General features: G+C 64.0%; 20 protein-coding genes. 11 read left to right on the top strand and 9 right to left on the bottom strand.

Translation table 11 applies throughout. The features are described 5' to 3' along the window. Positions 1-9 precede the first annotated feature (9 nt). On the bottom strand, positions 10-1,155 hold the full coding sequence (locus tag BN9444_RS01455; RefSeq protein ID WP_066493476.1) for an MFS transporter: 1,146 nt from the start codon (positions 1,153-1,155) through the stop codon (positions 10-12). Between the two features lie 70 nt (positions 1,156-1,225). Between BN9444_RS01455 and BN9444_RS01450 the strand changes: the two genes are divergently transcribed. Next, positions 1,226-2,098: a LysR family transcriptional regulator gene (locus BN9444_RS01450; RefSeq protein ID WP_066512957.1), complete on the top strand. Its 873-nt coding sequence runs from the start codon at positions 1,226-1,228 to the stop codon at positions 2,096-2,098. A gap of 10 nt (positions 2,099-2,108) precedes the next feature. Here the strand turns inward: BN9444_RS01450 and BN9444_RS01445 are convergent, their stop codons facing one another. Next, entirely contained in the window at positions 2,109-2,711 is a 603-nt protein-coding gene (locus BN9444_RS01445) for a superoxide dismutase (RefSeq protein ID WP_066493482.1), read from the bottom strand. 144 nt (positions 2,712-2,855) lie between these two features. Here BN9444_RS01445 and msrA point away from each other — a divergent pair, with 144 nt between their 5' ends. Continuing rightward, positions 2,856-3,506 (top strand): peptide-methionine (S)-S-oxide reductase MsrA, encoded by a 651-nt coding sequence (gene msrA / locus BN9444_RS01440; protein WP_068801303.1) that lies wholly within the window; start codon positions 2,856-2,858, stop codon positions 3,504-3,506. On the opposite strand, the gene BN9444_RS01435 is transcribed toward msrA, so the two are convergent. After that, positions 3,503-5,296: an alpha/beta-hydrolase family protein gene (locus BN9444_RS01435; protein ID WP_068801302.1), complete on the bottom strand. Its 1,794-nt coding sequence runs from the start codon at positions 5,294-5,296 to the stop codon at positions 3,503-3,505. The two genes, msrA and BN9444_RS01435, sit on opposite strands and share 4 nt — an antisense overlap. Positions 5,297-5,426: 130 nt before the next feature. Here BN9444_RS01435 and BN9444_RS01430 point away from each other — a divergent pair, with 130 nt between their 5' ends. From BN9444_RS01430 to BN9444_RS01420, 3 genes are read left to right on the top strand one after another with little or no spacing between them, the layout of a single operon-like run. After that, positions 5,427-6,374 (top strand): L-lactate dehydrogenase, encoded by a 948-nt coding sequence (locus tag BN9444_RS01430; protein WP_066493493.1) that lies wholly within the window; start codon positions 5,427-5,429, stop codon positions 6,372-6,374. Next, on the top strand, positions 6,374-7,078 hold the full coding sequence (locus BN9444_RS01425; protein ID WP_066493495.1) for a glycerophosphodiester phosphodiesterase family protein: 705 nt from the start codon (positions 6,374-6,376) through the stop codon (positions 7,076-7,078). The genes BN9444_RS01430 and BN9444_RS01425 overlap by 1 nt, the downstream gene beginning before the upstream one ends. A 23-nt stretch (positions 7,079-7,101) precedes the next feature. Further along, the gene (locus BN9444_RS01420; protein ID WP_066493497.1) at positions 7,102-8,025 is read left to right on the top strand and encodes a DUF5926 family protein; all 924 of its coding nucleotides are present in this window, start codon (positions 7,102-7,104) and stop codon (positions 8,023-8,025) included. A gap of 173 nt (positions 8,026-8,198) precedes the next feature. Here BN9444_RS01420 and BN9444_RS01415 read toward each other — a convergent pair whose 3' ends face one another. The 3 genes from BN9444_RS01415 to BN9444_RS01405 form a co-directional block, all read right to left on the bottom strand. Next, positions 8,199-9,437, bottom strand: coding sequence for an LCP family protein (locus BN9444_RS01415; protein WP_082723347.1), 1,239 nt, complete (start codon positions 9,435-9,437; stop codon positions 8,199-8,201). 110 nt (positions 9,438-9,547) lie between these two features. After that, a complete protein-coding gene (locus tag BN9444_RS01410; RefSeq protein ID WP_066493499.1) occupies positions 9,548-10,258 on the bottom strand; it encodes a CPBP family intramembrane glutamic endopeptidase in 711 nt (236 codons plus the stop codon). Further along, complete coding sequence (locus tag BN9444_RS01405; RefSeq protein ID WP_066512952.1) at positions 10,255-11,391, bottom strand: amidase; 1,137 nt, start codon at positions 11,389-11,391, stop codon at positions 10,255-10,257. Before BN9444_RS01405 ends, BN9444_RS01410 begins: the two co-directional genes overlap by 4 nt. Before the next feature lie 19 nt (positions 11,392-11,410). On the opposite strand from BN9444_RS01405, the gene pheA reads away from it, so the two are divergent. After that, complete coding sequence (gene pheA / locus BN9444_RS01400; RefSeq protein WP_068801301.1) at positions 11,411-12,301, top strand: prephenate dehydratase; 891 nt, start codon at positions 11,411-11,413, stop codon at positions 12,299-12,301. A gap of 11 nt (positions 12,302-12,312) precedes the next feature. After that, positions 12,313-12,945 carry a histidine phosphatase family protein gene (locus BN9444_RS01395; protein ID WP_066493505.1) on the top strand — a complete coding sequence of 211 codons (633 nt, stop codon included), beginning with the start codon at positions 12,313-12,315 and terminating at the stop codon, positions 12,943-12,945. On the opposite strand, the gene BN9444_RS01390 is transcribed toward BN9444_RS01395, so the two are convergent. Genes BN9444_RS01390 through BN9444_RS01380 form a run of 3 tightly spaced genes read right to left on the bottom strand, consistent with a single transcriptional unit; the run spans position 12,942 to position 15,074 of the window. After that, positions 12,942-13,289, bottom strand: a complete 348-nt coding sequence (locus BN9444_RS01390) for a metallopeptidase family protein (protein WP_066493507.1) — start codon at positions 13,287-13,289, stop codon at positions 12,942-12,944. The genes BN9444_RS01395 and BN9444_RS01390 overlap by 4 nt on opposite strands. Beyond that, positions 13,290-14,306 (bottom strand): septum formation family protein, encoded by a 1,017-nt coding sequence (locus BN9444_RS01385; protein ID WP_066493508.1) that lies wholly within the window; start codon positions 14,304-14,306, stop codon positions 13,290-13,292. Between the two features lie 27 nt (positions 14,307-14,333). Continuing rightward, the gene (locus BN9444_RS01380) at positions 14,334-15,074 is read right to left on the bottom strand and encodes a GntR family transcriptional regulator (RefSeq protein WP_068801300.1); all 741 of its coding nucleotides are present in this window, start codon (positions 15,072-15,074) and stop codon (positions 14,334-14,336) included. Positions 15,075-15,175: 101 nt separating this feature from the next. Between BN9444_RS01380 and serS the strand changes: the two genes are divergently transcribed. From serS to glpK, 4 genes are read left to right on the top strand one after another with little or no spacing between them, the layout of a single operon-like run. Beyond that, positions 15,176-16,435 (top strand): serine--tRNA ligase, encoded by a 1,260-nt coding sequence (gene serS, locus BN9444_RS01375; protein ID WP_066493511.1) that lies wholly within the window; start codon positions 15,176-15,178, stop codon positions 16,433-16,435. A 6-nt stretch (positions 16,436-16,441) separates the two neighbouring features. Next, positions 16,442-17,365, top strand: coding sequence for a lysophospholipid acyltransferase family protein (locus BN9444_RS01370; protein ID WP_066493513.1), 924 nt, complete (start codon positions 16,442-16,444; stop codon positions 17,363-17,365). 4 nt (positions 17,366-17,369) lie between these two features. Next, positions 17,370-18,191 (top strand): Cof-type HAD-IIB family hydrolase, encoded by an 822-nt coding sequence (locus BN9444_RS01365; RefSeq protein WP_066493515.1) that lies wholly within the window; start codon positions 17,370-17,372, stop codon positions 18,189-18,191. Continuing rightward, positions 18,191-19,645, top strand: a complete 1,455-nt coding sequence (glpK, locus tag BN9444_RS01360) for a glycerol kinase GlpK (protein ID WP_068801299.1) — start codon at positions 18,191-18,193, stop codon at positions 19,643-19,645. The genes BN9444_RS01365 and glpK overlap by 1 nt, the downstream gene beginning before the upstream one ends. The last annotated feature ends 3 nt before the right edge of the window (positions 19,646-19,648 follow it).

Genomic DNA, 19,648 nt, shown 5'->3' with positions numbered 1-19,648 from the left:
CTTACGACTTTAGTCGGATAAATTTGCTGCGATCAAGGTGGGAAGGAGTGAGAGCACCGCCAACACCACCGCGTAGGCGACCCAGGGGATAACGGAAAACGCCCACCCCGTCGCCGCGCCGATGATCGAGGAGCCCAAGTAATAACAAAAGACGTACATGCTCGAGGCCTCGGCGCGGTCCTGCGTGGCACGGGCTCCCACCCAGCCGGAGGCCGTGGAATGCGCCGCGAAGAAACCGGCGGTAAACAACAACAGGCCGACGAAGAGCACCGGCAATGGCCCCGCGGCGAGCAGGGAACCCACGACCATGAGCGCGGAAGATCCGGTGAGCGTCGCCCTCCGTCCGAATCGGTTGATGAACCCTCCTGCGCGCGCGGATGACCACGTGCCGGAGAGGTACAGCAGGAAGACGAAGCCTGCGATGACGGGCGGAATCCCAAAGTGCTCGATGAGGCGGAAGCCGATGAAGTTGTACAGAGATACGAAGGTGCCCATGGCGAGGAATGCGACGGCGTAGAGCGCCGCCAAATGACCATCACGCCAGTGCTGGAAGAGGGCGGAGAGCTCCGAACGTAGGTGAATTTCTTTTGGGGTAAATCGTTGCTGCGGAGGGAGTAAGAACGCCGCGACGAGTGCGAAGACCAACGTCACGGCTGCGCCCGTCCACAGCGCGCCGCGCCAGGTGAAGACCTCGGTGGCGAACGTAGGAACGAGGCGGCCGATGAGCCCACCGATGGAATTGCCTGCGATATAGATGCCCATGGCGCGCGGGAGGGCCCTCGGTTCGAGTTCTTCTGCCAGCCACGCCATGGCCGTGGCGGGCGCACCGGACATCACTGCGCCTTGGAGGCCGCGCAGGACAATCACCGCCCATCCCGTCGTCGCGAACGGAACGAGCACGCCGATGAGCGCGGCACCAATGGCGGAGGCGAGAAGCACGCGACCGCGGCCGAATCTTTCCGAAAGGATGGACGCCGGAATGACAAAAAGCGCGAGCCCACCCGTTGCGGCGGACACGGTGAGCGCCGCCGCGCCCGAGCTCATGTCCGTCTCCTCGACGAGGACCGGCAGGATGGCCTGCGTGGAGTAGAGTCCAGAAAAAATAGCCAGGCCGATGAGCAGCATGGCGAGCGTCGCGCGGCGGGAACGAGTCATTCTTCTAGCCTGCCTCACCTGCGTTCATGTGTAAAATGTTTGAAACTCTAGTTTTCAATGCGAGGTGTGCATGAATTTCGAGGATCTGCGTGGAATCGTCGCCGTCGCGGAGCATGGTCACGTGGGCGCCGCCGCGGATGCCCTCGGCATGTCCCAGTCAGCGCTCACGCGCCGCATCCAACGAATCGAGCGCGAGCTCGGCGCCACGCTCTTCGATCGCGCCGGAAGAGCCCTTCACCTCAACGACCGTGGGAAGTCCTTCGTCCCGCGTGCGAAGGGCATGCTTGCCGATGCTGCCGCGGCCCGCGCCGAGGTCGCTCGCCTCATGGACCCGGAGCGCGGCACTGTCCGGCTCGACTTCATGCATTCGCTCGGAACGTGGCTGGTGCCGGACCTGCTGGGAAAATATCGTGCGGCCCACCCCAACGTCGACTTTGTACTCCATCAGGGCGCTGCCCGCGAGCTTGTGGATCGCGTGCAGCAAGGCGAATCCGACATCGCTCTCGTGGGCCCGAAACCGGAGGGTTTGCCCTGGCACCGGCTCGAGATGCAGCGCCTTGGCCTTGCCCTGCCTCCCGGGCATCCGAAGTCGGATGCAACCTTTGTCCGCCTCGCCGACTTCGCGGAGGAGCCCTTCATCGGCATGCTGCCCGGCTACGGTACGCGCATGCTTCTTGACGGCCTGGCTGCCGGCGCTGGTTTCACGCCGCATCTCGTCTTCGAGTCGATGGAGCTTACGACCGTTGCGGGTCTGGTTGCGGCGGGACTGGGTGTCGCGCTCATTCCGGTGGATGACCCGTACCTGCGGGTGGGCTCCGTGGTCCCGCTCGATCCGCCCGCGTACCGCGAGCTGGGCTTTACGTGGCGGCCCGGTTCGCCGGCGGCGGATCAATTCCGGAGTTTCATTGAAAAACGCGAAAAGCCCGCGCAAGGCGGGCTCTAGGCTCTAAAAATTACTTCTTAGCAGCAGCGTAACGCTCTGCAACGTCGTCCCAGTTGAAGACGTTCCAGACAGCCTTGACGTAATCAGCCTTAACGTTCTTGTACTGCAGGTAGAAGGCGTGCTCCCACATGTCGAGCATAAGCAGCGGGGTCAGGTTGATGGAGGTGTTACCAGCCTGGTCGGTGAGCTGCTGGATAGCGAGGCGACCAGCGATGTGGTCGTAACCCAGGACGGCCCAGCCGGAGCCCTGCAGGCTCAGCGCAGCGCCGGAGAAGGCCTTCTTAAAGCCCTCGAGGGAACCAAATGCCTCGTTGATGGCCTCAGCCAGCTCGCCGGTCGGCTCGCCGCCACCGTTCGGGGAGAGGTTCTTCCAGAAGATGGAGTGGTTGGTGTGGCCACCCAGGTTGAAAGCAAGGTTCTTGTAGAGAGCGCGCAGGCGGTCACCGTTGCCCTCGCCCTCAGCCTCGGCTTTGATGGCTTCGGTTGCAGCGTTAGCGCCAGCCACGTAGTTAGCGTGGTGCTTGGTGTGGTGCAGCTCCATGATCTCTGCGGAGATGTGCGGCTCGAGAGCGTCGTACGCGTAGTCGAGTTCCGGAAGTTCGTAAACAGCCATTGTTGTTTCCTTTCTTTGGGTACAGTGCACGATGATAGGCCCACTGTAAGAAATTTGCCACCATTAATTGGCAAATGTGGGGAGGCGGGAATAATACGCCCAGCTCCGCGCGCTGACTTGTAAGACGAAAGAAAAGGAGCCGCCATGTTTTTGTTCAAGCCTGAACCGAAGATTGTCGCGAAAACCGACGCCACGCCGGGTCGAGATACCCCGGTGCTCGCGGATCCGCAGCCGCACACCGTGCTCGGCACGCCGATTACGGGCCCGTGGAAAGACGGTCAGCGTTCCCTCCTTGTGGCGTTGGGTTGTTTCTGGGGCGCGGAGAAGATGTTCTGGGAGCTCCCCGGCGTCGAGTCCACCTCGGTCGGCTACGCCGGTGGCACGACGCCCAACCCCACTTACTTCGAGGTCTGCCAGGGGATGACCAACCACGCGGAGACCGTCCAGGTGGTCTATGACCCGGACAAGGTCTCGCTCAAGGACCTCGTCGTAACCGCGCTCGAGGCGCACGACCCCACGCAGGGCTTCCGCCAGGGCAACGACGTGGGCACGCAGTACCGTTCCGCGTTCTATCCGGAAACCGAAGAGGAACGCCAGGAAATCCAGGAGATCGTCGACGCGTATGAGCCCAAGCTCGCCGAGGCTGGCTTTGGTCCAATTACCACCGAGGTCCGTCTGCTCTCCGAGACCGACTCGGGCGCGTACTACCTGGCCGAGGATGACCACCAGCAGTACCTCGCCAAGAATCCGAACGGTTACTGTCCGCATCACAGCACTGGCGTGAAGTGCGGCTAGCCGCGGGGCTGCGTTTTCACAATGAACTTCCGCATCCGGTCGGCCTTCGCCGCGTCGAGCGGGACACGGGCCTGCGAGCCTAGGACGGCGTCCCAGTACCAGAAGGTTTCTTCAAAGTAGTTGTGGCCGTGGCCGCCGGGCACGTTGAGTGAGTTCACCTGGTCGAGCGCAATCTGCCACCAGGTGATAAACGGCGCCCATTGCAGCCGCCGGAAGGCATCCGCGTGGAGCGTGGGCGGGACTTGTTCACGCAGCCAGTCCGGCCGACGCCACGCGAGCTGCTGGTCCCACCACACGATGGCATCGGAAGCATGCTGCGCGACCACGACCCGGGGGCGCTGCCAGGCGCGGGGATACGGCGCCCCGAAGGCATCGGCAGCAAGATGCGCGGGATTGGATACGTAGCGGACATGGCGCCCGCCGTCGATGAGTGGAAGCCGCTCCAGCGAGCCGCGGTCACGGGATGCGGCGAGCCTGCGGAAGAACCCTGTCATCCGCGGTGGGCCCGTGAACATCGCGCCATCGCATGCGGTGAGCAAATGCTCCAATTCCTCGAAGTTCTCGACCAAGGCGAAGGCACCGAGAGACTCACCCGCGAGGTAGAGACGTGGGCGATCGTCCTCCGGCAGAGATGCCATGCGAGCATGCACCATGTCGAGGAGGACGCGGGCGGCCGCGCCGGGCGCGTCTCGATCGACGAGGAAAGCGAAGACGGAGGGCAGATACGAGTACTGGAGCGTGACTGTCGCGCAGTCGCCGCGGGTCAAAAATTCATACGCGCTCGTGGAGTAATTGTTGACCCAGCCAGAGCCAGCGGGCATGTGCACGACGATGGTGTCACGGCGGAACGCGCCGGTGCGCTCCATTTCCGCGATGACCTGCCGGGCGGAGCCCAGAAAGTCGCGGCCGGGGACGAGCCCGGCGACGATGCGGATGGGCTCGTGCGCGTGGTCGTAGCCCATGATGTCTTGGATGTCGCGGGCGCGTGGGCCGCGGGTGACGAAGCGACGGCCTTGCGCGCCGATGGCGGTCCAGGGCTCGTGTGACCAGGGGCTGCCGGAGCGCTCAGGTTCCCAGGGCATCATCGAGTCGGGGAAGATGAGCCGGTTGAGGCGCTCAGCGCGCACGGAGGCGGTCCGGATGAAGCGACGCCACACGACGCGGTCGCTTAAGGCGATGACGCTGGCGCCGAGGACGCCCGCCGCGAGGGGCCAGGCGACCCAGCGTGGGAGAAACCTTTGCGCACGGCGGCTGAGCTTTGTTGTCGCTGCTTGTGCCGCTTCGCCGAGGATGAGGAGGACGCCGTAACCGAGCGTGCCGAGGGCGACGCCGGCGGCAGCTTGGCGCGGGCCGCGCTCGTTTTCTTTGCCCACGAGCTGGGCTTGCGCTTCCTGGTTGCGGATAGAACGGATGCCGACGAGGACTGTTCCCGCCCCGAGCACTGCGTGGAGAGTGCGATACGGAATGCGGTCCTGTGGGCGCACGTCGTAGACGCGGAATGCCCGTTTGAGTCCGAATGCGAGCGCGGAGGCGCTCAAGTGACCCATGCCTTGGCCTAGCGCCACGTTGGCTGCCGTCACCCACCAGGGACGGGGGAGAAGCGACGGCGACACGGCGGCCCATGTGGCGACCTCGGCGCCCGCAGTGCCTGCCGCCATGTTCTGTGGTAAACGTCTCCTCCCGGTCATGCGTACACCAGGGGTAAGATCGCTCAACACTTCGAGGCCAAAAATGGCGGCAGACAGGCCTTTTGCGAGAACGCGTAGTGCGAAGCGATGCATGGAAACCATTGAACCAGGGAATTCGGCACTGTGCAGACCCTGTCCGAACGGGCATATGTGATGTGAGATCGGACATCCGACTGTGTGAGATCGGGCGCACAACGCGACAAGTCAGACATTTTCGTGCACAATCGGGGTCATGACGAATTTTGTGGGAAACAAGGTTGTATTGATTGGTGCAGGCGATGTCGGAATCGCCTACGCGTATGCATTGGTGAACCAGGGCACTGTCGACCACCTGGCCATCATTGACATCGATGAGAAGAAGCTCGAAGGCAACGTGATGGACCTCAACCACGGTGTGGTTTGGGCTCCGTCCCGTACCCGCGTCACGGTCGGTACCTACGAAGACTGCAAGGACGCCTCCATGGTCGTCATCTGCGCCGGCGCCGCTCAGAAGCCGGGCGAGACCCGCCTGCAGCTCGTGGACAAGAACGTCAACATCATGAACTCCATCGTGGGCGACGTCATGAAGAACGGCTTCGACGGCATCTTCCTCGTGGCATCCAACCCGGTCGACCTGCTCACCTACGCGGTCTGGAAGGCTTCCGGCCTGCCGCACGAGCGCGTCATCGGCTCCGGTACGGTTCTCGACTCCGCACGCTACCGCTACATGCTCTCCGAGATGGAGAATGTCGCACCGACCTCCGTCCACGCGTACATCATCGGCGAGCACGGCGACTCCGAGCTGCCGGTCGTCTCCTCCGCCAACATCGCTGGCGTTCACATGTCCCGCCGTTCTGAGGAGGACCCGGACTACAACCAGCGCATCGAGAAGATCTTCGAGCAGACCCGTGACGCGGCCTACCACATCATCGACGCCAAGGGCTCCACGTCCTACGGCATCGGCATGGCCCTGGCCCGCATCACCCGCGCTGTCATCCAGAACCAGGGCGTGGCCCTCCCGGTCTCGACTTACCTGCAGGGTGAGTACGGCGCCGAGGACGTGTACATGGGTACCCCGGCCATTGTGGACCGCTCCGGTGTCAGCCGTGCCATCGAGCTGCAGCTCGACGAGCACGAGCAGGAGCGCTTCAACAAGTCCTTCAATACGCTGAATGACATTAAGAAGGAAATCTTCGGCTAGTGCACATCGTTGCCCATAGGGGATACTCCGGAAAATATCCGGAGCTATCCCCTTCCGCTTTTGCTAAGGCGCTTGAGCTGCCCATCCATGGCGTCGAGTGCGACGTTCACCTCACGCGTGACGGATATCTGGTCGTCAACCATGACTCGACGCTCGATCGCACCTCGGACCGGACGGGCACGATCGAAAAGATGGACTGGGCGGACGTCCGCAAGGCCGACATTGGCGGCGGCGAGCACCCGCTGTTGCTCGACGAGTTGCTCGAGATGGTCGCTCCCACAGGCCATCACCTCTACGTCGAGACCAAGCACCCGAGCCCCTTTGGTGATCGGGTCGAGGAGGAGACTGTGGCGCGTCTTCGTCACGCAGGGCTTTCCGATGACCCCCGCATCCACCTCATTTCCTTCTCTCACCGTGCTATTCGCACGATGTCGCACCTTAATCCCTATATGGACCGGTTTTATCTGCGCCGCGACTGGGAGCGCCACCTCAACCGCCCGGACGTCCTCCTGTCCAAGCCCACCGGCCTGGGCATGTCACTCCTGCGCGCGAAAATGCAGCCGAGCGCCATCGGTGCCTACGGCCTGCCCACGTACCTGTGGACGGTCGACCGTCCGGATGATATGCGGTGGGCGTGGGCGAATGGAGTAGATATTCTGGCCACAAATCAGCCAGAAGTGGCCCTGCACACCCTGCAGTATTAATACGCCCGGTAGACTTGGGCGCTATGGCCAAGAAGAACAAGAAAAACAAAGAACAGCTGCCTGAGGGCATGTCCCGCCGTCAGGCTAAGCTTGCTGCCCGTGCCGCTGAGCGCGCGGCCCTTGAGAAGGACCCACGTCCCTACGCCGGCCTTGCTGCCGAGTCCCAGCTGGTCGCTCTGCAGGAATTCGTTCCTTCCGCTATTGCCAAGCTGACCTTGAAGGATGTCGACCGTGACGTCTACGTGGCGACGGTGCTGCCGGGGGCATCGGCAGCCCTTATCCGCGACGAGCAGTCCGGCGGCCAGGCCTTCGTGGGCCTGCAGGTGAAGACCCACTCCCACAACCCGGGCCGCGACCTTGCGTACGCGCTCAACTGGGTGAAGAACCACGGCGAGGGCGAGACCCTCGAGTCCACCGTTGCAGATGGCACCGAGCCGAAGATCACTGAGCTGCTGGACAACGACGCCATCCTCGACGTCGAGGTCTACCAGGACTTCGAGTGGTGGCTGCCGGAGGGTGCTCAGGTCACCCCGCAGATCGCGCAGTCCATGCAGATGGCCAACGACTCTGTCATTGAGTCCCACCAGGTCGGCGAGGGCATCGTCGGCACTGCTTTCTGGGCCAACGCTGGCGGCGGCAAGGCGCACATCCGCTGGGTCCGTCCGAACGATGACGAGGCCGCCCTGCTCAATGGCCTGGCACGCATTGCTGCCCGCGGTGACCTCAACCTCGGCGAGGGCACCAAGTTCGCTGGCGTCTTCCGCACCCATGGTCTCATCGCCCCCGTGTTCGATCTCGATCCCGAGGTCGCCTACGACTCCTACGAGGAGAAGCTCAAGGCTGTCGATGCCGCGATTACCGCCGAGCTTGACAACGACGCCGAGCTCACCGCAGACGAGCGTAAGCAGCTCCAGAACATTAAGTCCCGCCAGGTTACCTTGCGTTAGACGTTCCTTTTGCTCAGGCCAGAGCCCCCTCAGCGAGGCTCTGGCCTTTGCTTTCTTCTTAGGACCGTTGCGATGTCTGAATCCGCTGTCCTTACCGATACTCCTGCCGCGTTCCAGACACCCGACACCCCGGACACCGACCAGGAGGACAACACCCCGCCCCATTCTCAAAGCTAGGACTTCATCGACTCCCACAGAGCTGCCGTCTGTTCGTCATCCCAGAGCACGACGTTGCCGGAGGCTGTATCGGCGAAGCCGGATACAGGGATGGTCTCGGTTTCGACGCCATCCGCCATGGCGAGGGCTACGCGTGCCAGGTGCCATACGTGATCCTTCTTGCCCACGACGAACGAGTCAGCCGTGTGGTTGATGAGCGAAATCGTCCGGAAAGGATTGATGAGCGTTGTCGGGGCCGTGACCTTGTCGAGCAGTGCGGCGAAGAACTCACGCTGGCGCTGGACACGGTCAAGGTCGCCCATGGCTGTTGCACGCGTGCGCACATAGCCTAAGGCATCGCGGCCCTGTAGATTCTGGCAGCCCGGCTGCAGATCGATGCCAGCCAGCGGATCGTTGATGGCTTCCTGGACGCAGATGTCTACGCCGCCCACGGAATTGACGACGTTGGCCAGTCCACCCATGCCGACTTCCGCATAGTGGTCGATGTGGAGCCCCGACCATTCTTCGACGGTCTGTGCCAGCAGCGGCGCACCGCCGTAGGAGAAAGCCGCATTGATCTTGTCCATGCCGAATCCCGGGACGTTGACCCAGCTATCGCGCGGCAACGATACGAGCTTCGCCTTACCCGACTTCGGGATGTGCAGAAGCATGATCGTGTCAGTGCGGCTCGATCCCACGTCGCCACCGGTGCCAAGCTCAATTTGCTCTTCCTCGGTAAGGCCTACGCGGGAGTCGGACCCGACCAGCAGCCAGTTGGTGCCCGGTGTGTTCGAGACCTGTGAATCTGGCATGGCTTCAATGCGCGTGAGCTTCGAATCGCTCCACAGCGCAATCGCCAGCGTAAATACCACAATCGCGACAAGCGCTGCGCCGAGGCAGCCGATGCCCCGTCGCACCGGGTTGACTTGCTTGCCATGGCGGTGCGGGCGCACGGCTGGCTGCGCCGACCGGGACGAGTAGTTGCGCGGCACCGGCTGGCGTGCCTGCTGCCGAGGCGTGCGTTGTGGCGCAGGCTGGGGCGCGGGCTGGTGGGCTCGGTGTTCGCGCTGCCAGTCCTGCACGGAGAACTGCGGGGTCCGCTCCGCGCGGGGTGCAGGCTTCGCGATGGAACGGCGGAGGACGGGACGGCCGTAGCGATCGGTGATGGGCTTGCCGTCGGCGCCGAGCACGTAATTGCTCAGGTCGTCGCCAACACGCCGGTTTTCCCGGTGGGGGTCGCGTCCTGTGTCAGTCATGCGAACAGGATACCGCGCGCCTCCTCGGGAACGGGACTAGCGCAGACGCAGGGTATCGCCACACATGCCAGAGCCGGTCTTATCGGTGTAGATGTGGTCGGGGTTTAGCGCTAGATTCTCAGGAAGTCGAGGCTGGGCAGGAAGGCGTAGCCTACGAAGGCGACAGCATCGATAAGGAAATGCGCGATGATAAGTGGCCATACCTTGCCGGTTTTGTGGAAGTAGTAGCCGAAAATGAGACCCATGGCGAGATTGCCGAAGCCTGCCGATACCCCCTGATAGAGGTGGTAGGAGCCGCGCAGCACCGCCGAGGCAGCGATCGCTGCCCACGGCGAAATCCGCAGTTGCCGCAATCGTGAGATAAACCAGAAGACGACGACGGTCTCCTCGGCAAAGGCGTTGGCGGCAGACCACACGAGGAGCGTGGGGACCTCGACCCACGGATTATTAAAATCCGTAGGGACAACTTCTTTGGTCCACCCGAAGTGGAGGGCGGTGATATAGAGCGCGAGCCCTGGGACGCCGATAAGAAGGGCGAGGGCGGGGGAGGAGGCGGCATCGGAAAGCTGGGGCCGGGGGAGTGAGCGTTGAAGGAGGAAGAGGGCGAGCGCGCCCCAGGCGAAGAGGACCCCGGCGGAACATAGCTGGAGAGCGATGTCGAGCCACGCCAGGTCCGATTGGGAAGCGTTGAGGGTGACGGACTGTTCGGACAACGGCGCTGGGTTAAGGAGGCCATCGACGAGTCGGAGCAGCGAGCGGAGCCCGGACATGCCGAAGGTGACCGCAAGGACGATGAGGATCTCGGAGCGGACGCGGTTCATGGGTGGAGCACCGTGGCCAGGCCGAGAAGCTCGGGCTCGGAAAGGGTAATCGCGCCGAGCTGGAGGCCGACGGGCTGGTGATTATCGAGGGCCCACGGGACGGAGATTGCGGGGAGATGCGCAACATTGAAAAGAGAACCCCACGGCGACCAGCGAGTTTGTTCCTCGAAGTTCTTCTCGTGGGGCAATGCGCGGAAGGTGCCGTGGCGTGGTGGGTCGAACGCGAGCATGGGGGAGACAATCGCGTCGACGCGCCATTGGAGGGTGAGGATCTCCTGTAATGCCGTCCCATGCTTCTTCGCCAGGGCGAGCTGTTTGGGGGAGACCCGGCGCCCGAGCGCACGGATCCAGTCCACGTAGCCTTCGGCCTCGTCGAGGTTCGCCAGATGCGAGGTGAAGATGTGGCGGAAGGACTCGAAAGTGGTGTTTGCCTGCGGATATTTTCCGATGTGGACGACGTCGAAGCCGCGGGCGCGCAGTCGCTTTTCTGCTTCGCGGACCGCCTCGAGCATGACGGGATCGACGCGGGTGTCGATGAAGAGCGGCTCGGTGAGCACTCCAATCCGCGCGCGGGGGACAAGCGGGTGAATGTCGTGGAGGAAGGCGGCATCGGCAACGGTGCGGGTGATGAAGCCGTCGACCGCGAGTGAGTCCCCACCCGGTTTAAATCCGACCACTCCGCAGGCTGCCGCGGGAACGCGAATAGAGCCGCCGCCATCGCCGGCGTGGGCGGCACGGAGCAGGCCCCGTGCCACCTGGACCGCCGCACCGCCGGAGGAGCCGCCCGGGGTGCGGCCAGGCCAGAGAGGGTTATCCGGATGTGGCAGCCCGATGGGCTCCGTGTCGACCATGAGTCCGAGCTCGGGTGCAGCGGACTTGCCGATAATGACAGCGCCTTCGGACTCCAGCTGCGCAAGGAAGGGATCCGTCGCAGTGGCGGTGTACGCCCGATCGATATGTCCCAGCGTCGTGCGCATACCCTTGACGTCCGCCAGATCCTTTGCGGAGAGCACCCAGCCGTCGAGGCGACCGGACGCTGTGGGGCTCCGATCCAGATCGAGGTAGGTAAAGCCATGTTCTTCGGGGGTAAGGCCCTGAAGGTCCTGGCGTAACTGTCCAAGGGAAAAATCCATAGGTGTTAGGGTAATCGCTATGCATACGACAGTCGCGTATTTGGGCCCTGCCGGGACGTTTACGGAAGCCGCCCTCCTGCAGTTTGATCTGGGGGAGGTGACGGGGCTTCCGGTTAGTTCCCCTTCCGAAGCGCTGGGAGCGGTGCGCTCTGGTGCTGCCCAGTACGCCGTCGTCGCGATCGAGAACTCCGTGGATGGCGCCGTCACGGCGACCTTTGACGCGCTCGTCGAGTCTGATGAGCGAGTCCAGGTCTTCGGAGAGGTCGATCTTCCCGTCGAGTTCGCCATTATGGTGCGCCCGGGGTCGCGGGATCGAGCGAAGTTTGCGACGCATCCGGTCGCGTACCAGCAGGTGCGGAGCTGGATCGCGCAGGAGCTTCCCGATGCCGCCTTTACCCCGGCGTCCTCCAACGCCGCGGCCGCGGAGATGGTCGCGCAGGGTGAGGCCGACGTCGCTGCAGCACCGGCGCGCGCGGCGGAGATTTATGGACTGGAGATCATTGAATCGGGCGTGGCCGACGTGCGCGGCGCGACGACGCGGTTTCTTCTTGTTGGTGCGCCCGCGGCTCCGCCTTCCCCGACCGGTTCCGACCGCACGTCTGTCGTCTTTACGCTTCCCAACCAACCAGGCTCGTTGGTGGGCGCGCTCGAGGAGTTTGCGATTCGCGGCGTGGATCTCACGCGCATCGAGTCCCGTCCCACCCGACGAGAGTTCGGCACGTACCGCTTCTACGCGGATCTTGTGGGGCATATCGAGGACGAACCCGTCGCTGAGGCCTTGCGTGCCCTGTGGCTGCGGACGGAGGAGCTCGTCTTCTTCGGCTCGTGGCCCGCGGCGCAGGAGCTGGACTCGAGCCGTCGTCTCGCGGCCGCAGACGAATGGGTAGCGCGGGCGCGCCGGGGCCAATAAACTTCCGGGGTATGCGTATCTACCTCGTGCGTCACGGGCAGACATTCTCTAACGTCGAGCACCTCATGGACACCCGCCCGCCGGGTGCGGAACTCACCCCGCGCGGCCGCGACCAAGCCACCGCGGTGGGGTTGGAGCTGGCGGATCTCATTGAGGGGGTTCCGCGTTTCCTTTCATCCATCGCGATTCGCACGCAGCAAACGGCGATGGCGGCGGCGCGCGCCTTCGAGGAAGCGCGCGGCTGGGATCCGTATACGTTGCCCGTCGAGCCGACGCCGGGGCTCCATGAAATCCTCGCCGGTATCCACGAGATGTCCGGAACCGATGCGACGCGTGATGCCTATACCTTCGCCCTGCGCGGCTGGCTCACCGGGGATATGAATGCGTGCATGGAAGGCGGCGAAACGCTGCGTGACGTGCTGGGGCGCTACCAGCCCATCCTGGAGTCGGTCGTCGGATCCGATTCGGACGTTGTTGTCTTTTCGCACGGCGCCGTCATCCGTACCGTGACGACGCATGCCTGCGGCGTGGATCCAGACTTCGCCTTCACCGGTTACATGCCCAACTGCCGCTTCACGGTCATGGAGCCGACGGGGCGGTTTGGGGAATGGACGCTGGAGCGCTGGGCCGACCTCGAGCTTTAACCCCAGCCCAGCTCGTGCAGGTGCTCGTCGTCGATGCCGAAGTAGTGCCCCAGTTCGTGGAAGACGGTCACCATGACTTGGTGCTCAAGTTCCTCTTCTGAATTGCACCAGTCTTGGAGCGCGCGACGGTAAATGAATATCGCATCGGGCAGGTAGCCCGTGTGGTCAAACGTGCGCTCGGGCAGCGCGACGCCCTCGTAGAGACCCAGGATGTGGGGCGACTCCTCGTTGTAGTCTTCGACGAGAATCGCCAGGTTGCGCATGCGCGCCACGAAATTTTCGGGCACTTTGTCCAGCGCTGCCTCGACCATTTCATCGAAGCGCTCGTCCTCTACGTAATACATCTACGGGTTCCGCAGCGGGTTACGCGTGGGCGGCGCGGCCGGGGTGGCGCCGTCGATGGTGAGGGATTCGCGGCCATTCTTCGCCGAACCCGTGATGGCGGAGAAGGTCTTCGTTTGCCTGTTCACGTGCATGAGCGAGCAGTTGACCGAGCGCGATCCGCCGTTCCACGAGGACTCCGCGAGCGAGCCCCAGTAGGGCTGCAGCGTGGACTGGTAGAGCGCTTCCTCGCCGCCGAGGTAATCCTCGACCGCCTGGGTGCAGCGTTCCGAGAGGAACTTGTTCTGGTCGTCGATGGACGGCGTGCCCTGTGGGAATTGCTGGGACAGGTCCACGATGGACACCGTCTCCAATTGGTGCGGCTCGGCGCAGTCGACCGTGCGCAGCACCTGGTCGTCGCCGATGGCGCGGCACGCGCCAGGCTCCGCGATATTCGCTTGGTCAACCTCGACGACGCGTCCGCTAAAAGGCTGTGCGACGCCTTTTTCATCCGTGGTTTGCAGGCCGCAGAGCATGGTGCGGTCTCCCTGCGCCCAGGCTTCCGCCGGCGGCAGGATGGGCGCGATGGAGAACTTGCCCGCCGGATCGAAGCGGCCGTCCACGTACGCGAGCGTCGCGCCGTGGCAGAGCTCTTCGCGCAGCTGCGCCTGGCGCTCCTGGTTGGGCATCTGCGCGTTTTCGCCGAACTCACTTGTGGGGTAGACAGACAGATCCTCGCGCGCGGCGACCTCGAAACGGTGCTCTGTCGAACAGTCAGTCTGCGAGAAATTCGAGACTTTCCCCTGCGCGTCGATATCCCAGTTCAGGCACGAGCCCGCGTCCGCCGTGGTGAACGGGGCAAGCTCTGCGGCGACCTCTGCCGAGCTTGAGGCTGCGGCGGCACCGTGCGTCTTGGTCGTGGTCTCGCCTCCGAAGAGACCGTAGGAGCCGACGAAGACGGCGGAGGCCGCCGCCGCTATCAATACAGTGTTGACGGCGGTGGCGCTCCGGAGGGCGCGGAAAGTCTGTCGGCTACTCATATACCTGCGTAGTTTACACTCGCCCGGTTACTCTTCCATCGCACGTCCGACGCGGGCTGAGAGGTGATAGCGGTCTGTGCGGTAGACCGAGGAGCACCACTCGACCGGTTTATCGCCCGAGCGCGAGTACCGAATGATGTGGAGCAGCGGCGCGCCGGGCTCGACATCGAGTAGTTGTGCGACCTCCGGATCCGCGGCGACGGCTGTGACGATCTGGTCCGCCTCCGTAATCGGTACCTGAAAGTCCGTGTCGAGAATGTGATAGACGGACTTGTAGATGTCGTTCTCCAGCAGATTGGGCACGTACGTGGAGTTGTACCAACCGTCATCGATGGAATACGGCTCCCCGTCGCCCAGGCGCAGGCGCCGCAGGTGCGTGTGCGGGGTTCCCGCCGGAGTTCCGAAGAACTCCGTGACCTCGTCCGGCGCTGGCGAACGTCCGCCCAGCAGGATCTTCGAGGAAGCCTCCACGTCCTGGGCGCCCATCTCATCCGAGAAGGATGCGAGGTGTAGGCGGGAGACGAGCGGGTTGGGGGCGACGAAGGTGCCCTTACCGCGGACCCTCCGCAGCTGCCCGGCGGCGACGAGATCACCAATCGCGCGGCGGACCGTGATGCGGGAGACGCCGTAGGTTTCTTCCAAGAGCCTCTCCCCGGGCAACATATCTCCAGGTTTGAGCTGCGTGTGGCACAGCTCCGCCAAAATATCGCGTAGCTGCGCATGCTTCGGGATGGGGCCGTCCTCGATGATGCGTGCTGGGATGTTCATGTCATGTATTTTAGGCCGGTGGTCATAACCAGGCAAGGGGGTGGTCGCCCCCGTGGCGAGCGTAAGCCGTGGTGAAAGTCCCTATGCGCTAGGATTGTTGCGTGATTGATCTCAAGTTCCTCCGCGAAAACCCAGACGTTGTCCGTGCCTCCCAGGTCACCCGCGGCGAGGATCCGTCGCTGGTCGACGCCCTCATTGCTGCGGACGAGCGCCGCCGCGCCGCCATCGTCGCGGCCGACGAGCTGCGTTCCGAGCAGAAGGCCTTTGGCAAGAAGATCGGTAAGGCCTCCCCGGAGGAGCGCCCAGCCCTTCTCGAGGGCTCGAACGAGCTCAAGGCCAAGGTCAAGGAAGCCGAGGCCGAGCAGGTCGCGGCCGAGGAGCAGGTCACCGAGCTGCAGTACAAGCTCTCCAACGTCGTCGAGGGCGCACCCGCCGGCGGCGAGGACGACTTCATCGTCATCGAGGAGGTCGGCGAGATTCCCACCTTCGACTTCGAGCCGAAGGATCATGTGGAGCTGGGCGAGTCCCTGGGGCTCCTCGACATCAAGCGGGGCGCCAAGGTGGGCGGCGCGCGCTTCTACTACCTCACCGGTGACGGCGCCTTCCTGCAGCTGGGCATGCTTATGCTCGCCGCGCAGAAGGCACGCGAGGCTGGCTTCCAGCTCATGATCCCGCCGGTGCTCGTGCGTCCGGAGATCATGGCCGGCACCGGCTTCCTCGGCCAGCACTCGGACGAGATTTACTACCTCCCAGCGGATGACCTGTACCTCGTCGGCACCTCCGAGGTCGCGCTCGCGGGCTACCACAAGGACGAGATCATCGATCTCAAGGACGGCCCGCTCAAGTACACTGGCTGGTCTTCCTGCTTCCGCCGCGAGGCCGGCGCCAGCGGCAAGGACACCCGCGGCATCCTCCGCGTCCACCAGTTCGACAAGCTCGAGATGTTTGTCTACTGCAAGCCGGAAGAGGCCGAGGACATGCACCAGCAGTTGCTGAACATGGAAAAGTCCATGCTCGAAGCCATGGAGCTGCCGTACCGCACCATCGACATCGCCGGTGGCGATCTTGGATCGTCCGCTGCCCGCAAGTTCGACAACGAAGCGTGGGTCCCGACCCAGGGGACGTACCGCGAGCTCACCTCCACCTCGAACTGCACGACCTTCCAGGCCCGCCGCCTGCACACCCGCTACCGCGACGAGAACGGCAAGACCCAGTTCGCCGCGACCCTTAACGGCACGCTTGCGACCACCCGCTGGCTTGTTGCCATCCTGGAGAACCACCAGCAGGCTGACGGCTCCGTCGTCGTGCCCGAGGCGCTGCGCCCGTTCGTGGGCAAGGACGTCCTCACGCCGGTGAAGTAGGGCACCATGGATATTCGCGAAGGTTTCGTCCACGTCCCAGTCTCGCTTGAGAAGCTCCCGCGCCACGCTGAGGCGGGCGAGCCGGTCTACCAGGGCATTATTGCTGTTCTCAACCGGATCATGCGGGCGCAGGGCATCCAGATTTCTGTCTACGGCGCGGAGAATGTCCCGCAGTTCGGCGGCGCGCTCTTCGCGATGAACCACACGGGTTACTACGACTTCATTTTTGGCCAAATCCCGCCGTATATCCGCGGGCGTCGCCTCACCCGCTTCATGGCGAAGAAGGAAATCTTCGATGTCCCCGTCGTGGGCTGGCTCATGCGCACGATGAAGCACGTACCGGTGGACCGCTCGGCGGGTGCCTCGTCTATCGATGCCGCCGTGCTCCACCTGCGCTCCGGTCGTCTCGTGACGATCTTCCCGGAGGCCACGATCTCCCGCAGCTTCGAGCTCAAGGACTTCAAGAACGGTGCGGCGCGCATCGCCGCGACCGCAGACGTGCCGCTCATTCCCATGGTGACGTGGGGTTCCCAGCGCATATGGACGAAGGGCGGCGAGAAGCACCTCGGCCGCACCAAGACGCCGGTCATCATCCAGGTGGGCGAGCCCATTACTAGGACCGGGGACCCGGACACCGACATCGCGACGCTCAAGGCCGCGATGCAGGCACTGCTCTCGGAGGTCCGTACCCGATACGACAAGGAGTACGGCCCGTTCGAGGACGGGCTCGACTGGCGCCCGGCCGCGATGGGCGGCACCGCGCCGACCCTCGATGAAGCCAACCGCATGGATCATGCCGAGCGCGAGGCCAAGGCCCGCGCCCGCGCGGAGAAGGCCCATCGCGCCGCCGCACAGAAGGAAATCAAGGAAGATAAGCGGCTCGCCCGCCGGGTGCGACGCGCCTGGCGCCGTCTGAAGAAGGAAACTTAAAAAAGTGATCCCACGGCTCATTGCCAGCGATATCGACGGAACGTTCCTCGATCCCAACCACCGCGTCACGCAGCGCACCCGCGACGTCGTGGCGCGCGCGGTCGAATCCGGAACCCACTTCGCGTTGGCGACGGGCCGTCCGTTCCGGTGGATCGCGCCGGTGCTCGAACAGATTCCTGTGCGTCCGCTCTGCGTGACGAGCAACGGGGCCGTCATTTACGACTCCGCGGCAGATCAGGTGGTCCTCGCTCATGAGCTGCAGCCGGAGACGCTTACCACCATCGTCGAGACCGCGCAGTCCGTCATGGCGCGCTACGGGGGCATCGCCGTGGGCGCCGAGCGCGCTGGCACGTCGACCCGTGACAACGTGGCGGAACTCTTCGTCGTGGATCCCGCCTACGGCGACGATGATCTATTTGGGGAGTTCAAGAAGGATACGACGGAGGGAGTTATTTCGGTCCCCTGCGTCAAGCTCATTCTGCGCAACCTGGAGTACAGCTCGCGGGAGCTCTATGAGCTCATTGCCCCGCACGTCGATCCTGATGAGGCACACGTGACCTTCTCCATGGACGAGGGCATCCTCGAGATTGCTGCGCCGGGCATCACCAAGGCCACGGGGCTTACCTGGCTCGCGGATCACTACGGCGTCGCACAAGACGAGACCATCGCGTTTGGCGATATGCCCAATGACATTGAGATGCTGCGCTGGGCTGGACGTGGCGTGGCCATGGGCAACGCCGCGGACGCTGTGAAGGAGGCGGCCGACGAAGTGACGACCCCGAACCATCAAGCCGGGGTGGCCACAGTGCTGGAGCGCTGGTTCTAATGCCGCTGATTGCCGCCATCGACCAGGGGACCACCTCGACGCGTTGCGTCTTCGTTAACGAGGAGGGGCACATCGTCGCCTCTGCACAGTACGAGCACGAGCAAATCCTTCCGCGCCGGGGTTGGGTTGAGCACGATCCGCGCGAGATCTGGGACAACACGCGCCGCGCCGTCTCCACGGCGATGGTGGAGCTCGACATCACCGCGGCGGATGTCGCCGCGCTCGGCATTACCAACCAGCGCGAGACGGCAGTGGTGTGGGACAAGGAGTCCGGCGAGCCTATCTATAACGCGATCGTTTGGCAGGACACCCGTACCGCGGGCCGCCACGAGCCCGCCGATAAATGGCACAAGAAGACCGGCCTGCTCGCGAATTCCTATCCGGCAGGGCCCAAAATTGCCTGGATCCTCGACCACGTGGAGGGGGCCCGGCAACGCGCCGAGAACGGCGAACTGCTCGCCGGCACCATCGACGCGTGGCTCCTGTGGAATCTCATGGATGGCGAGATCCACGCGACGGACGTGACCAATGCGTCGCGGACGCTGCTCATGGACTTGAATACCCTCGAGTGGGACGAGGACCTCTGCCGTGAGGTGGGGGTTCCGGTCCAGATGCTTCCCCACATCCTCCCCTCCGTCGGCGCCTTCGGCGTGGTGCGACACCGCGGGACGCTCTCCCGCGTGCCCATCATGGGTGTGCTCGGCGACCAACAGTCTGCGCTCTTCGGCCAGGCCGGATTTACCCCGGGACAGGTGAAGAACACCTACGGCACCGGGCTCTTCCTGTTGCACAATACCGGCGCCGAGCCGCACTTTTCGGACCACGGCCTGCTCACCACCGTCGCGTACCAGCTTTCCGATGCCGCCCCCACCTACGCCCTCGAGGGCTCCGTCGCCGTAGGCGGCGCGCTTATCCAGTGGTTGCGGGACCAGCTGGGGATGATTCCGACGGCGGCGGCATCGGAAAGCATTGCAGCGGAGGACAACGGCGGGGGGTACATCGTGCCGGCTTTCTCCGGGCTCTTTGCTCCGCGCTGGCGGCCGGACGCGCGCGGGGTGATTGTGGGCCTGACCAGATTCGCGGACCGCTCGCACATCGTGCGCGCCGCGCTCGAGGCCACGTGTTTCCAGACCCGCGAGGTCGTGGAGGCGATGGTCGCGGACTCGGGCGTTGCGCTCACAGAGCTGCGCGTGGACGGCGGCATGGTCGCCAACGACCTCCTCATGCAGCTGCAGGCTGACATTATGGGCGCGAAGGTTACGCGCCCGAGCGAGATTGAGACCACTGCGCTTGGCGCTGCGTTCGCCGCAGGGCTCGGCGCTGGCGTGTGGGAAAACCTCGAGCAACTCGAGGGACTCGTTGCCCCGGATAAGACGTGGGAGCCGCAGGCCAACCGGGACGACATCTTTGCCGACTGGCAGCGCGCGGTGGAGCGCAGTCTGGACTGGGCTTAAATA

The organism is Corynebacterium phoceense, assembly GCF_900092335.1.
GTDB classification, from domain to species: domain Bacteria; phylum Actinomycetota; class Actinomycetes; order Mycobacteriales; family Mycobacteriaceae; genus Corynebacterium; species Corynebacterium phoceense.
Note: the sequence above shows the minus strand (reverse complement) of the source record. Positions and strands in the feature narration are given on the sequence as shown.